This is a genomic window from Actinoplanes subglobosus (assembly GCF_042650585.1).
In the GTDB taxonomy this organism is placed as follows: Bacteria; Actinomycetota; Actinomycetes; order Mycobacteriales; family Micromonosporaceae; genus Actinoplanes; species Actinoplanes subglobosus.
On record NZ_JBHSBL010000033.1, the window covers coordinates 23,620 to 36,391 of the forward strand.

Sequence of the window (12,772 nt, forward strand, 5' to 3'; positions counted from 1 at the left end):
CCCCGCCGGGTTCATGCCGGGTCAGGGACTACCCATGACTCACGGGTAGGCGACGACCTTGCGCGGGGTGGTGTTGCCGGCCGGGTTGGGGACGGCGCCACCGGTGTCGTTGACGACGTTGGCGATCGTGCCGACGTCACCGAGCGAGACGGTCAGGACACTGCGGAGCTGCACACCGGCCCGGTTGGGCACCTCGAAGGCGCGGTCCACCCGGACGCTGGGGTTGACGTTGAAGTAGCAGTACGAGCCACCACCCCAGAGCTGGTGGTCGGTGACGGCGTCGGCGACCTTGTAGGCGGCGTACCCGTTGCCACGCGGGCCGATCCAGGCCGCCTGGTTCGGAACGTCGTACGGCTTCTCGTTCTGGAAGAAGATCGTCTTGCCGCGGTTGCCGTTCCAGATGACCTCGTACTTCTGGTAGTGCTCGACGAACAGGCCGGTGGCCAGCACGTCGTCACCGTTCACGATCAGGCCGGTGTCACCGGTGTTGACCGCCCAGCCGGTCGGTGCGCCACCGTGGTCGGCACGCCAGGCCCAGATGTGGTCGATGATCGTGTCGTCGGCGTGCACCGCGAGGGTGGTGGTCGCCTTGCCCTGGACGCTGCTGCCGATGCGGAAGAAGACGTCCTGCAGGCTGATCGGGTTCGCGGCGTGGTCGGTGTGGACACCGGCCCGGCCGACGCTCATCAGGGTCGGGCTGTTGGTCGTACCCGCGTCGAAGGTCAGACCGCTGACCTTGACACCGTCGACGTCGGCGACGTTGAGGGCCTCGACCCCGCCGGACGGGATCAGGGTCGGGAAGCCGATACCGGTGACCACGGTGTTGGCGCGGGTGACCCGGATGGTGTCGTTGAGGGTGTACGTGCCCGGGGTGAAGAACAGGTTCAGGCCCTGGGCGAGCGCCTGGTTGATCCGGGCGGCGGTGTCACCGGGCTTGGCGACGTAGAACTCGCGCATCGGGATCGAGGTGCCGGCCGTGTTCGGCCAGGTGGCGCCGGCCGAGTTGCGCCGGATGGCCGGGACGAAGACGCGGTAGAGACCGGCGCTGTCGACGTAGAGGTACGGCTTCTCCCGGGTGACCGGCGTGGTGGCCAGGGTGGTGTGCGGCGGGTTCGGGAACGCGTTCGCCGGAGCGCCCTGCACACCGGAGTAGACCATGTTCCAGACGCCGCCGTCCCAGCGCGCGATCCGGCTGTCCCGGGTGTACCACTGCTGCTGGGAGCCGGAGGAGACGACACCGTCGACCACCGAGTCGGCGAGGTAGCCGCCGCTGGAGTAGCCCTGACCGTTGTCCTGGTTCGACGGCGCGAGGGTCAGGTTGCCCTTGATGTGCACGCGGCGCATCGGGGCGGCCTGCGAGACGGCCCACCGGTTGGTGCCACCCTCGGGCACGATCGACAGGTTCTCCATGCTGCGCCAGAAGTTCTGGGTCGCGTTGGACTCGTCGCCGTAGTTCCAGCCGGAGTCGACGTTGACCGCACCGTTGATCGTCACGTCGTCGGGGTTGATGCCCAGACCGGCGATCGTCGTGTAGAAACCGACGTTGGCCCAGACCCGCCCGTAGGTGCCGGGCTTGAACAGGAACACGTGGCGCTGGCCGCCGAACTGCGCGGTGGGGCTGCGCAGCTGCGCGTTGAACGCCGAGTCCACCGCCGACTGGATGGTCGACGCCGCGGTGCCCGGCTCGAAGATCCGCACGTTCGACCCGAAGTCCGGGGTGTCGGAGGTGGGGATCGTCGGCGTGGTGCTGGTGCCGAAGACCTGGAACTCCCAGAGCGAGTAGCCGTACGGGGTGGCCCGGGTGGTGCCGTTCATCCGCACGTACCGGCCGCTGCCGGTGACATTCAGGGTCTGCACACCGGACTGGCCCGTGGTGACCGGGCTGATGTTCGTCCAGCTGGTGCCGTTGGCCGAGGTCTGGATGGTGAACGCGGAGGCGTATGCGGCCTCCCAGTTCAGCACGACCTGGCTGATCGTCTGGGTGCTGCCCAGGTCGACCTGCAGCCACTGCGGGTCGGCGAACGTGCTGGACCAGCGCGTGCCGGCGTTGCCGTCGACCGCGTTGGACGCCGGGAAGGCGGCGCTCTCGACGGAGGAGGCGGTGGCCGGCTTGCCCTGTGACAGCGGGATGTCCGCGGCGCTTGCGCTGGTGGTGACCGAGGCGACGGTGATGCCCAGGGCCGCGGCGAGGGCGGCGCTGAGCACGATCCGCCCGCGGCGCCGGAGTCCCGGCCGTGGGGAAATCGATGTCGGGGGTGTCATGTTCCTGCCAATCGGACGGGTGCCACACGCCCGGGGGACGGACGTACGGCAGGGCGAGGGTGACTGTGCAGCGCCGACCAGAGAGCGCTCTCCGGGCAATTGTTACCTCGCCGTCGTGACCCGTCAATATATCGGCAACAAACCGCCGGTTCCGGAACTCGCATCGATCAACGACCCCCGGCAAGGGTCAATAAACATTGGGAGAAGTCTCTTCGAGAAACTGTTATGCGGATGCCGGTTCGCCCGTCACAGGTGCTGATATGCCTACAAATCAGGCAATTCGGGCGACAGAATGGTCGGTTAATCGCTTCGAAATATCACCGGCGTTGCTGCTACACCTTCGGTAGAGTCGGCACCGATGCGATATTGGGCGACGGTTTTCCAGGAGCGGCTGACCGCACTGGACAAGTACTTGTGCGGAGAGTGCCGGCACGGCTGGGTCATCAAATGCGTTCTCCTCGAAACCGGCATGACCCTGTGGGTGTGCGAGGAGTGCGACGTCGTGTGGCTCGACGACGACCACGTCGAGCAGCGGACGCCTCCCGCCGACCCGGCGCTGACCCTCCCGCAGATCATGCAGCCGGCGGCCGGGGCGTTACGGGACTACGTCCGGCCGTACGACGGGACCGAGGCGACGCTCGACTGGGAGCAGATCAGGCTGGCCGACGACGTGTGAGCCGGCCCGGCACGGGGAGTGGCACGATGACATGCATCGTCGGGATCACGGACGGGCGTACCGTCACCATCGGCGGGGATTCCGCGGGCAGCGACGGATGGCATGTCGCCGTCCGGTCCGATTCCAAGGTCTTCCAGGTGGGGCCGTACCTGATGGGTTTCACCACCAGCTACCGGATGGGGCAGCTCCTGCGCTACTCCCTGGACGTCGGTGAGCCCGACTCGTGGGACGTCGACCGGTTCATGGTGACCACATTCATCGAGGCCGTTCGCGAGTGCCTTTCCACCGGCGGTTACGCGAGGACCGAGAACGGCCAGGAACAGGGCGGCCAATTTCTCGTCGGCATTCACGGCCGCCTCTATGTGGTCGGCGACGACTATCAGATCGGGCACACGATCTCGGGTTACGCGGCGGTGGGTTCCGGCTATCTGGTCGCGCTGGGATCCCTGCATTCGACGGCCAGGACGCCGGATGTCAGCAGCGAGCAGCGTGCGGTGATGGCACTGGAGGCGGCGGCCGAACTCACCGAGGGCGTGCGGCCACCCTTCACCGTCGTGCAGGCGCAGTGAACGCACTGATTCGCCGGCAGGGCCCGGACGTGCGTCCGGGCCCTGCCGGCGGTCAGGGCAGCGGCGGGAACCGCAGGATCCGGTCATCGGTGGCAGCCGGAGTGCCGCGCCCGTCGCGGTTACTCGTGGTGACCCACAGAGCGCCGTCCGGCGCCCGCTCGACCGTGCGCAACCGCCCGTACCGACCTTGAAGAAACGCGGACGGCGTCCCCGCACCACCAGAACCGTTCAGCGGTACGGACCACAGGCGCTGCCCACGCAGAGCGGCGACGAACAGCGTCTGCCCGTCGATGGTGGCCCCACTCGGTGAGGCCTCAGCCGTGCTCCACACCACGATCGGGTTCCGGAAACGGGTGTCGGTGCTGTTGCCCTCGACCGTGGGCCAGCCGTAGTTGCCGCCGGCCACGATCTGATTGACCTCGTCCCAGGTGTTCTGGCCGAACTCAGCCGCGTACAGCCGGCCCTGCGCGTCCCACGCCAGGCCCTGCGGGTTGCGGTGGCCGAGGCTGTAGACGAGCGAGTTCGGGAACGGGTTGCCGGACGCGGGCACCCCGCCGTCCGGCCGCATCCGCAGGATCTTGCCGTTGCGGCTCTGCTGGTTCTGCGCGTTCGACGTCACTCCGGCGTCACCGACCGTGGCATACAGCATGCCGTCCGGCCCGAAGGCGATGCGGCCGCCGTCGTGGATGCTCGCCTTGGCCAGGCCACTGAGGACGACCTGCTGGGTGGCGGGCGCGTCCAGGCGGAACCGGGCGATCCGGTTGTCGGTGGCCGAGGTGAAGTAGACGTACACCAGATTGTCCTGACCGAACGTCGGCGACACGGCCAGGCCGAGCAGACCCGCCTCGCCGGTCGGAGCGACCCCGGCGATCGTGGTGACGGTGGCCGGGGCGCTGCCGGGTGTCACCCGCAGTACACGAGCACTGTTGCGCTCGGTGACGAGAGCACTGCCGTCGGGCAGGAAGCCGAGCCCCCACGGAACCGTCAGGCCGCTGGCCACCACCTGGGGATTGCCGAGGTCGGGCTCCATGGCGGAGGCGGTGTGCGGGGCGGCCACCACCAGCACGGCTCCGAGGCCCAGCGCGATCATCGTGCGGTGCATGAGCACCTCCCAATAGATAGACAAACGCCAATCTATGCCGCCTCCAGCGAGATCGCGACTCGACAGCGTCAGCCGTGGGCGATTCCGCGTTCCGGTCCGACTCGGATCACCGACTCAGCCGAGGATCGCCGCGGCCAGGGTGGGCAGGTCTTCCGGTTCGTCCGGCGTGTATTGCCTGTCGTCCGTTCCGCTTTCGAAGTGGCGTCGTAGCGCCGTGTACTGTCCAGGGCTGAGCCGATCACGATGGTCACGCAGGGTGCGAAGCAGAATGGTCCGGAAGTTTCGCCGCGCCTCGATACCGCTCGGAGGGAAACCACGCCGGGCGATCTCGATGGCCACGCCGAAGGCGTCGACCAGTTCCTCGACCCGGGACTCAGTGGAAAGCAGCAGCCAGAGCGTGATCAGTGACTGCGCCGCCGAGACCGCGCGATCCTCCCAGTAGCCGTGCACCATGACGACAGCTTCCTCGACCGCTGTGGTCAGCGGTTCCAGTGCATGCTTGGCCAGATCGTCGAGCGGATCGCAATGGAAGTTGGCCTGCCACTGCCGCAGGCGGTCGTTCTCCCTGTTCCAGCAGAACTGTCCGCGGACGAACTCCGGGAAGTTCTTGTCCGCCGTCAGCACATCGCGGGACCAGTACAGATCCGACTGCGGGGCGGTCGCATGAGGCCACGCCCGGTCCCGGGAGAACACGAGCACACGCTGCTCACCGACCCACGACCGGTGCACACCGATGGTGCCGACCAAACGGCTCCAGGCATCGGCCCGTAACTGCGATCGCCAGAGCAGCGTCACCCGCCGCCACTCGTCGATCCGGTCGTCGGCCTCCGGGAACAGGTCGTCGCTGGTCACCGGTAAGCCGATCGCCAACAGGAGCAGCACGAGATTGGCCGAGTAGACCGCGTAGCGCGCCGGAGCAGAGAGCGGAGCCGGCACATAGTCGGCGAAGCGGCCGCGTTCCCGCGGCTCGAGCGCATGCCGGAACAGGAACAGCACGATGTCCCGGAGCACGCCCCGCCGGGAATCGTCCCAGCCGGCGAGTCTGCCGGTGAGGAAGTCCAGGGTGGTCTGCCTCTGACTGATCGTGGCGAACGACAGCAACGCGTACAGGAAATCGTCGTCGGTCCGTGCCGCACGGCTTCGGCGACTCTGCCGGAGGACGTCGTCGACCAGGTCGGCCAACTCCTTTTCCAGCGCACGCGCCCCGAGATACTCGCCGAATGTGGCGTGCAGGAACTCGTACGTCTGCAATGCCTGTCCTTCGCGCCGCGCGCGAGCCTCGTGAATGAAGAAGAACCGGCCCAGGACGGTCTCACCGACCGTCAGCGTCCGCCGCACGTTCGTCCCCGGTCCGTCGGCACCCAACCCGAGAAGAACCGGCAGGTCGGCATTGAGGTCGGCCTCGGTGACCCACTGACGTCCGCGATTGAGGCTGGCGAAAGCGACGAGTGACAACCGCAGCAGTTCCTCCTCCACCATGGCCTCGACGTCGTTCTCCGCACTGCCGGCGGCTGCCTTCATCACCTCCCGCAGGGCGAACCGGCTCAGCAGTCGTTCGTACAGATCACCCTCGTCGAGGCCGGTGTCGGCGCCGGCGGTAAGCGCGTTCTCGTGGGCGTCGTAGATCGCGAGCATCAGCAGGAGCAGCGGCTGAGACGCGAGTTCCGGCTGGCGGACAGCCGCGGCGAGCGTGAGCGGCCGCAGACCCCGGACCTGGAAATACGACTCGTTCGTGCTGTTCCAGACGGTCAGCCACCGCGAGATCTGATCCTCAGTGAACGGCTCCAGCCGCAGCGCTACCGTGCCCACCACCGCACGCGCCCGTTCCGCGACCGCGGTGCGTGTCGTGACCACGACCGAGACCGGCCGGCCCGCTGCGGCCTCTCGGCGCTGGAACCGTTCGACATTCTGCAGGTAGTCCCACTGGCTCACCCCGGTCGCCTGCAGCAGTTCGTCGAAGCCGTCCAGCAGCACCACCGGCAACGCGCCCGGGATCGCACCCACCACCTCCGGCCACGTCGCCCGCTCGCCCGTGGCGTCGAAGATCGCGTGCTCGATCTGCACCTGCAGGCTCGCGTCGGCCGGCACGTCGCGCAGCGGCACCCGTACCACCGCGAAGTCCTCGGGCGGCAGGGCCGCCGCGAGCATCCGGGTGAGCAGCGACTTGCCCGAACCGGGTTGCCCGAGCAGCAGCAACGGCCCGGTCGTGGCCGGCGGTGAGGTCAGATGGCCCACCATGTAGCGCATGAGATCGTCCTGAACGGGCTGCTGCTCCCACCATTCCTCGCTGGCGAGCGGATCCTGCGGGCTGACGCCCGCGACCCGAAAAGCCGGATTGATGTACGACGAAGCGATGTCCGGGATGTCGGGAACGGCATCGTCGCCATCGGCATCCAGCACCGGGTCCTGGAGTACCGCCTGATACGCCCGGGACAATGCCGTCCGCTTCTCGACGGCGGCCCGCTGCGGGCTGAGCGAATCGAGTGAGTCCCGGAGCGCGGTCACGCCGATCGTGAGTTCGTCCATCCGGGCACGGGTCGCCTGGTGGTCCACCAGGTTCACCCAGAACCCGAACTCCGGCACGTCCCCGGCCATCCGCCGGAACCCGGTCTCGTAGTCGGCAAGCGCCCGTTCGACGGCGGCACCATCCAGCGCCCCGGTCACCGCCGTGCGCTGCGCCTCGCTGAGCCGATCCCAGAAGGCGAGGCCGGTGAGGAAACGCGCCACCGAGTCGGACAACCGCCGGTAGAAGCGCTCCAGTTCAACGACGAGCTGCTCGTACGGCTGGTGCGGCGCCGGCATCGGCACCTCGCTGTGCAGCAGCGCGTGGGCCAGGTCGCCCAGCCGTTCCCCGTCCGGCCGCTGCCCGGCGATCAGATGCACCAGCTCGACCCCGGTGACCTGGCCCTTCGGCAGTGCCCCGAAGTAGCTGCCCACCACCAGCGCGGCATGCCCGGCCGCGAGCCTCCGCGTCCGGTCGATCCGGTTCAGTCCCGCGACCCGGTCACCGAGGTCGCTGACCAGGGCCTGCGTCGCCCGGAACAGCTCGGCCTTCGCATCGAACAGACTGATGGCGAGTTCGCTGCCGCCACCCGTCGCTGCCAGCAGAAACCCGCCGGCCGCGCGGTCCAGTACCGCCAATGCCGCAGTCTGCCCACTCAAGATGCGTACCGCGTCCGCGTACGACAACGCTCGGCTCATACCGCCAGCCTGCCCGCCAACCCGCTCACCGGAAAGCAAACCGCGACCGGAGTCCGGCACCGTGACATGTGCGGGCGTCAGTCGCGGTGCTGCATCGGGCGGACGTCGGCCGGTGCGCCCGGCAGGCCGCCCGGCGTGGAGCGGTAATCCGGCACCCCCACGCAGGTGAAGATCATCGCGTCCAGCGGCTGTCCGAGCAGGGCCGGGATCTCGCTGTCGAGGAAGGTCATCCCGGTCGCGCTCGCCCCCATCGCGTACGCCAGCAGGTGCAACCGTCCCTCGACCAGCCCGGCGGCCAGCTGCGCGGCCCGGTACCCGCGGTCGTCCAGGCTCGCCACCTCGGCCGCGGTGATCACCACGAAGGCCGCGTCCCGGCTCAGCCCCTGTTCCAGGCTCACCCGGTAGAGCTCCTCGCGCTGATTCCCGGCATGAACCGCCGTGCCGAGATCGGGCCACCGGTACACGCCCGGCGCCACACCGTCGACGTCGTGCACCGCCACGAAATGCGGCAGATCGATTCCGCGTACGGCCACCCGCATCCCGATGTCGAGCACACCCTCCGGCACCCCACGGGTCGGGTCCATCCGCCGCTGCGAACCCCGGGTGAGCACCACCGTCTCGACCGGCGCACCCCCGGAATCCGGCACCTCGACCGGCTCCCCCTCGGGCCACGGCGCACCCAGCCCGGTCCGGTCACCGGCCCGCTGCGCCGCCGTCTCCAGCGGAAACTCCAGCGGATCCGTGTCCACCTCGCCGGCGGCCGCGACGCCGCCCGACGTCAGCGCGGGCTCCTGCGTTCCGAGGGCGACGACCGCGACAGGCCATTCGTGTACGCCGTCCGCGCCGACCAACTCGGTGACCTCCCGATCGGGGAACGTGGTGTACAGCCACGCCGGGATCCCCGCGGACCGTGCCAGCGCGAGGGTCTGCGCCAGCATGGTGCCGGCATCCCAGTACACGTGCCGGTAGCCGCGCTCGCGGTACCGCCAGCCGGTCCGCCACGGCACACCGGTGACCACGATCGCGACGCCACCACCGGCCGGCGCGGGCGCGACCCGCACCAGGGCGTGACCGGCGGGGTCGTACCAGTGCACGCCCGCCGGAAGCCCCTGGTGCCCCTCCGGGACGAGCACGTAGAGCTCGAGCGGGAAACGTCCACCGGCCGAGCCGGCCGCCCGGAACAGGTGGGTGATCCCGTTGCTGCGCCTGGAGGTACGCACGACGCCCGCCGACAGGTGCAGCAGGCGGGCCAGGTGCGGCAGGTCGAGGTCGCCGGCCGGGATCTTCGCGGTCCCGGCCAGCACAGGGACGGCCGGCGCCTCGGTCGGCGGCAGGTCACGGGGCAGTTCGACGCGCGGTAGGTCGCCGGCGTATCGCTTGTGGAACAGCGGGAAACGGTCGAAGTCGTTGGGCTTCAGATCGAGGACCAGCCGAGGGTCGGCGATGACGTCGTCCCACTCCCGTCCCGGCTCGTAGGAGGTCAGCCTGTGCAGGATCTGGGTCACGGTCTCCACTGAGCCAACTGTAGATGTGCCGCACGCCGGCCGCGGCCCCGCAGCGACTTGAGCGGTCGCTCAAAAACGCCTACCCTTGAGCGACCGCTCAACACCGAGGCAGGCAGGCATGAAGGCATATACGTGGGGCATGTTCGGCCGATGGTTCCTCGTCTGGATCTCGATCTACGAGGGCGCCCAGCTTCTCGGCCTGACCCTCGTCCTGCTGCACCGCGCCGGAACGGAACACCTCGCCGAGGCATTCGACTACGTGGGTTACCTGCTTCTTCTCGTCTACCTCGTCCAGGGCCTCATCGCCGTACCCCTGATCTGGGTCTTCGGCCGGCGCCGGAGGCGAACGGGTTTCCGGGTGCTCAGCATCCTGCTGCTCATCGTGCTGTGGATGCCGCTGACGGTCTACAGCGCGCCGCCGCTGGTGGCCGCCTGGCTCTGCGCCACCCTCGCGGTCGCCGTGGCGATCCGGCAGCCGGTTCCGGCCTACTACGGCCCGACCCGTCTGCATTCATCGCAGCTACCGGCGCAACGTCGTGCAGCTTAAATCAGAACGGCACCCACCCGATCTTCGTGCGGACCTGAAGCTGCAGATAGCCCAGCGCGCAGGCACACGGCCCGTTGCTCTCATGACGTTGCTGCTCGTTCACGCCTGGCGCAGGCTGCCACCCCGTTGGCTCACTGCGTCAATCTATCCAATGTGGACGAGACAGTGCGCTATACCTACCGCCTGCGGCCAGGCCACCAGGCGGAGGACGCGCTGCTTGCCGAGTGGGGTCGTGGCCGCTGGCTGTGGAACGAAGCGGTGCACCAGCAGAGGTCCGGCCATAAGCCGACTTTCGGCAAGCTGTCGAAACTGCTGACCGAAACCCGGTCCCGGCTGGCCTGGTTGCGTGAGGGCTCCCAGGTCGCCCAGCAGCAGACCCTGCGCACCTACAGCGCCGCCCTGGACAAGTCATTCGCCGTGAAGGGCCGCAGCCGACCGAAGGCCAAGCGCCGGAAGGACACGCGGCCGACTCTCCGGGTATCGGCGTGGACTGGGGTGTGAAGACCACCGCCACCACCACCGACCCCGACTTCGACCTGCCGCACCTCGGCCACCGGCGCCGCTCGCCACGGCTGAACGCGACCGTGCCAGCGCCGACGACGTGAGACATCTGATCGCCTCTTTCCGAGACGGTGGTCAGGTGCGGTCCGAGCTGGGAATCCCGGGCCAACTCGGGAGGAAAGTCCCGCCGGACTCATCCGTAGGGATCGTTAAGAGCGCGCATTAATCTTGCGGGCGTGCCTCGATCATCGCTGACTGCCGTCGTCCGTCCCGCCGCCGCCACCGACGTGGCCGCCATCGCCCGGATCTGCTCCACGGCCTACCGAGACGCCTATCGCGATCTTCTGCCCGAGGGGTACATCAATCGCAGCGTGGCCGAGTTCTACAGCGAGACGCGGATCGCCCGGGACATCGGCCCGGCTCTGCCGGACTGGTTCGGCTACCAGGTGGTCGAGGAGGACGGCCGGATTCTCGGCGCGGCCGGCGGCGGCATGACCGACCCGGCGACCGGCGAGTTGTCGCTGGTCTATCTGGAGGCGGACGAGCGGGGCCGCGGGCTGGGCAGCCTGCTGCTGGACCGGGTGACCGAGCAGATCCGCGACGCCGGCGGCACCGAGATGTGGGTGTCGGTCTTCCTCGGCGACTCCCGGGGCATCGGTTTCTACCGGGCGAAAGGCTTTCAACCCATGGATACGGTACGGGCCACCCTGTCCCGCGAGGACGACCACATCCGGAGCCTGCGCATGCGCCGGTTGACGGCGGACGCCGTGAAACGTTAGAAAAGGCACGCTCAAGATCTGTCCGCAGGCGAGTCGGGGGACCTCCGCCATGTCGTTGCCGCAACCGCCGGCCCGGGCGGCGGAGTTCGGGCGTGACGCGCAGATCGTCTGCGACAACCTGGTCCGCATCTATCAGACCGGGTCGATCGAGGTGCAGGCCCTGCAGGGGCTGGACCTGCTGGTCAACGCGGGTGAGATGGTGGCCGTCGTGGGCGCCTCCGGGTCGGGCAAGTCGACGCTGCTGTCGATCCTCGCCGGGATCGACGCGCCGACCGCCGGCCGTGCCCGGGTCGGTGAGGCCGATCTGCTCACCATGTCCCGCGCCGACCGGGTCCGCTATCGGCGCCACACCGTCGGGTTCGTGCGGCAGCAGACCGCGTCGAACCTGATTCCCTACCTCACCTCCCGTGAGGTGATCGAGATGCCGATGGCCGCCGCCCGCCGGCCGGCCCGGGAGCGCCGGGCCCGCGCCGACGAGCTGCTCGCCGCCCTCGACGTCACCGACTGCGCCGACCGCCGGCCGGGGCAGATGTCCGGTGGTCAGCAGCAGCGGGTCGCGATCGCGGTGGCGATGGCCAACGAGCCGCGGGTGTTGTTCGCCGACGAGCCGACCGGTGAGCTCGACACCGCCACCTCGGCCGGGGTGTTCGAGGCGTTGCGGCACGTCAACCGGGAGTTCGGGGTGACCGTCGTGGTGGTCACCCACGATCCGGAGGTGAGCGGTCAGGTCGAGCGGACCGTCGCGATCCGGGACGGCCGGACCAGCAGTGAGGTGCTGCGCCGCACCGAGACGTCGTCGAACGGCGACACCCATGTGATCGCCGAGGAGTATGCGGTGATGGACCGGGCCGGGCGGGTGCAGATCCCCCGCGAGTACCGGGAGGCGCTGGACCTGACCCGGCGGGTGCGGCTGGCGCTGGAGGCCGACCACGTGACGATCCACCCGGACCCGTCGTGAGCGCGCTGGTGTCGGTGCGTGACGTGCACCGCCGGTTCGGCAGTGGTCCGTCCATCGTGCACGCGCTGCGCGGGGTGTCGTTCGACGTCGAGGCGGGCAGCATGGTGGCGCTCGTCGGGCGGTCCGGTTCGGGCAAGACGACTCTGCTCAACGTGGTCGGCGGGCTGGATCGGCCGGACGAGGGCTCGGTCGTGGTCGACGGCGACGAGGTGACCGGGCTCGGCGAGGACGGGCTGTCCCGGTTGCGGCGCGAGAAGGTGTCGTACGTGTTCCAGACGTTCGGCCTGATCCCGGTGCTGTCGGCCGCTGAGAACGTGGGTGCGCCGCTGCGCCTGGCCCGGACGCCGGCCGCCGACCGGGAGAAGCGGGTGGCGTTGCTGCTGGACCTGGTCGGCCTGTCCGGTCATGCCGAGCAGCGGCCCGGTGAGATGTCCGGCGGCCAGCAGCAGCGGGTCGCGATCGCGCGGGCGCTGGCCGCGTCGCCACGGCTGTTGATCGCCGACGAGCCGACCGGTCAGCTCGACGCCGAGACCGGCCGGTCGGTGATGGCGCTGCTGCGGGCGGTCGTCGAGTCGGAGGGTGTGACGGCGCTGGTGTCGACGCACGACCCGGTGATGATGGCGCTGGCCGACCGGGTGATCCGGATCAGCGACGGACAGGTCGACGCGTAGC

At 69.2% G+C, this 12,772-nt stretch carries 11 protein-coding genes; 7 read left to right on the forward strand and 4 right to left on the reverse strand.

Features of this window, described 5'->3' with window-relative positions:
* Positions 1-39: 39 nt before the first annotated feature.
* A complete protein-coding gene (locus ACFO0C_RS45640; protein ID WP_449192042.1) occupies positions 40-2,205 on the reverse strand; it encodes a discoidin domain-containing protein in 2,166 nt (721 codons plus the stop codon).
* 415 nt (positions 2,206-2,620) lie between these two features.
* Here ACFO0C_RS45640 and ACFO0C_RS45645 point away from each other — a divergent pair, with 415 nt between their 5' ends.
* Both ACFO0C_RS45645 and ACFO0C_RS45650 read left to right on the forward strand, forming a co-directional pair.
* Positions 2,621-2,938, forward strand: coding sequence for a hypothetical protein (locus ACFO0C_RS45645; protein WP_378073145.1), 318 nt, complete (start codon positions 2,621-2,623; stop codon positions 2,936-2,938).
* A gap of 26 nt (positions 2,939-2,964) precedes the next feature.
* Positions 2,965-3,507, forward strand: coding sequence for a hypothetical protein (locus ACFO0C_RS45650; RefSeq protein WP_378073146.1), 543 nt, complete (start codon positions 2,965-2,967; stop codon positions 3,505-3,507).
* Positions 3,508-3,559: 52 nt separating this feature from the next.
* Here the strand turns inward: ACFO0C_RS45650 and ACFO0C_RS45655 are convergent, their stop codons facing one another.
* The 3 genes from ACFO0C_RS45655 to ACFO0C_RS45665 all read right to left on the reverse strand — a co-directional run bounded on the left by ACFO0C_RS45655 (position 3,560) and on the right by ACFO0C_RS45665 (position 9,324).
* The gene (locus tag ACFO0C_RS45655; RefSeq protein WP_378073147.1) at positions 3,560-4,609 is read right to left on the reverse strand and encodes a PQQ-dependent sugar dehydrogenase; all 1,050 of its coding nucleotides are present in this window, start codon (positions 4,607-4,609) and stop codon (positions 3,560-3,562) included.
* A gap of 114 nt (positions 4,610-4,723) precedes the next feature.
* Entirely contained in the window at positions 4,724-7,810 is a 3,087-nt protein-coding gene (locus tag ACFO0C_RS45660) for an NACHT domain-containing protein (RefSeq protein ID WP_378073148.1), read from the reverse strand.
* A 77-nt stretch (positions 7,811-7,887) separates the two neighbouring features.
* Positions 7,888-9,324, reverse strand: coding sequence for a nitroreductase family protein (locus ACFO0C_RS45665; protein WP_378073149.1), 1,437 nt, complete (start codon positions 9,322-9,324; stop codon positions 7,888-7,890).
* A gap of 109 nt (positions 9,325-9,433) precedes the next feature.
* Here ACFO0C_RS45665 and ACFO0C_RS45670 point away from each other — a divergent pair, with 109 nt between their 5' ends.
* From ACFO0C_RS45670 to ACFO0C_RS45690, 5 genes are all read left to right on the forward strand, one after another.
* Positions 9,434-9,862, forward strand: coding sequence for a hypothetical protein (locus ACFO0C_RS45670; protein ID WP_378073150.1), 429 nt, complete (start codon positions 9,434-9,436; stop codon positions 9,860-9,862).
* Between the two features lie 153 nt (positions 9,863-10,015).
* Entirely contained in the window at positions 10,016-10,363 is a 348-nt protein-coding gene (locus ACFO0C_RS45675; protein WP_378073151.1) for a hypothetical protein, read from the forward strand.
* Positions 10,364-10,599: 236 nt separating this feature from the next.
* Positions 10,600-11,142 (forward strand): GNAT family N-acetyltransferase, encoded by a 543-nt coding sequence (locus ACFO0C_RS45680; RefSeq protein ID WP_378073152.1) that lies wholly within the window; start codon positions 10,600-10,602, stop codon positions 11,140-11,142.
* A gap of 49 nt (positions 11,143-11,191) precedes the next feature.
* Entirely contained in the window at positions 11,192-12,100 is a 909-nt protein-coding gene (locus ACFO0C_RS45685; protein ID WP_378073153.1) for an ATP-binding cassette domain-containing protein, read from the forward strand.
* Positions 12,097-12,771 carry an ABC transporter ATP-binding protein gene (locus ACFO0C_RS45690; protein ID WP_378073154.1) on the forward strand — a complete coding sequence of 225 codons (675 nt, stop codon included), beginning with the start codon at positions 12,097-12,099 and terminating at the stop codon, positions 12,769-12,771. The genes ACFO0C_RS45685 and ACFO0C_RS45690 overlap by 4 nt, the downstream gene beginning before the upstream one ends.
* Position 12,772 lies beyond the last annotated feature (1 nt).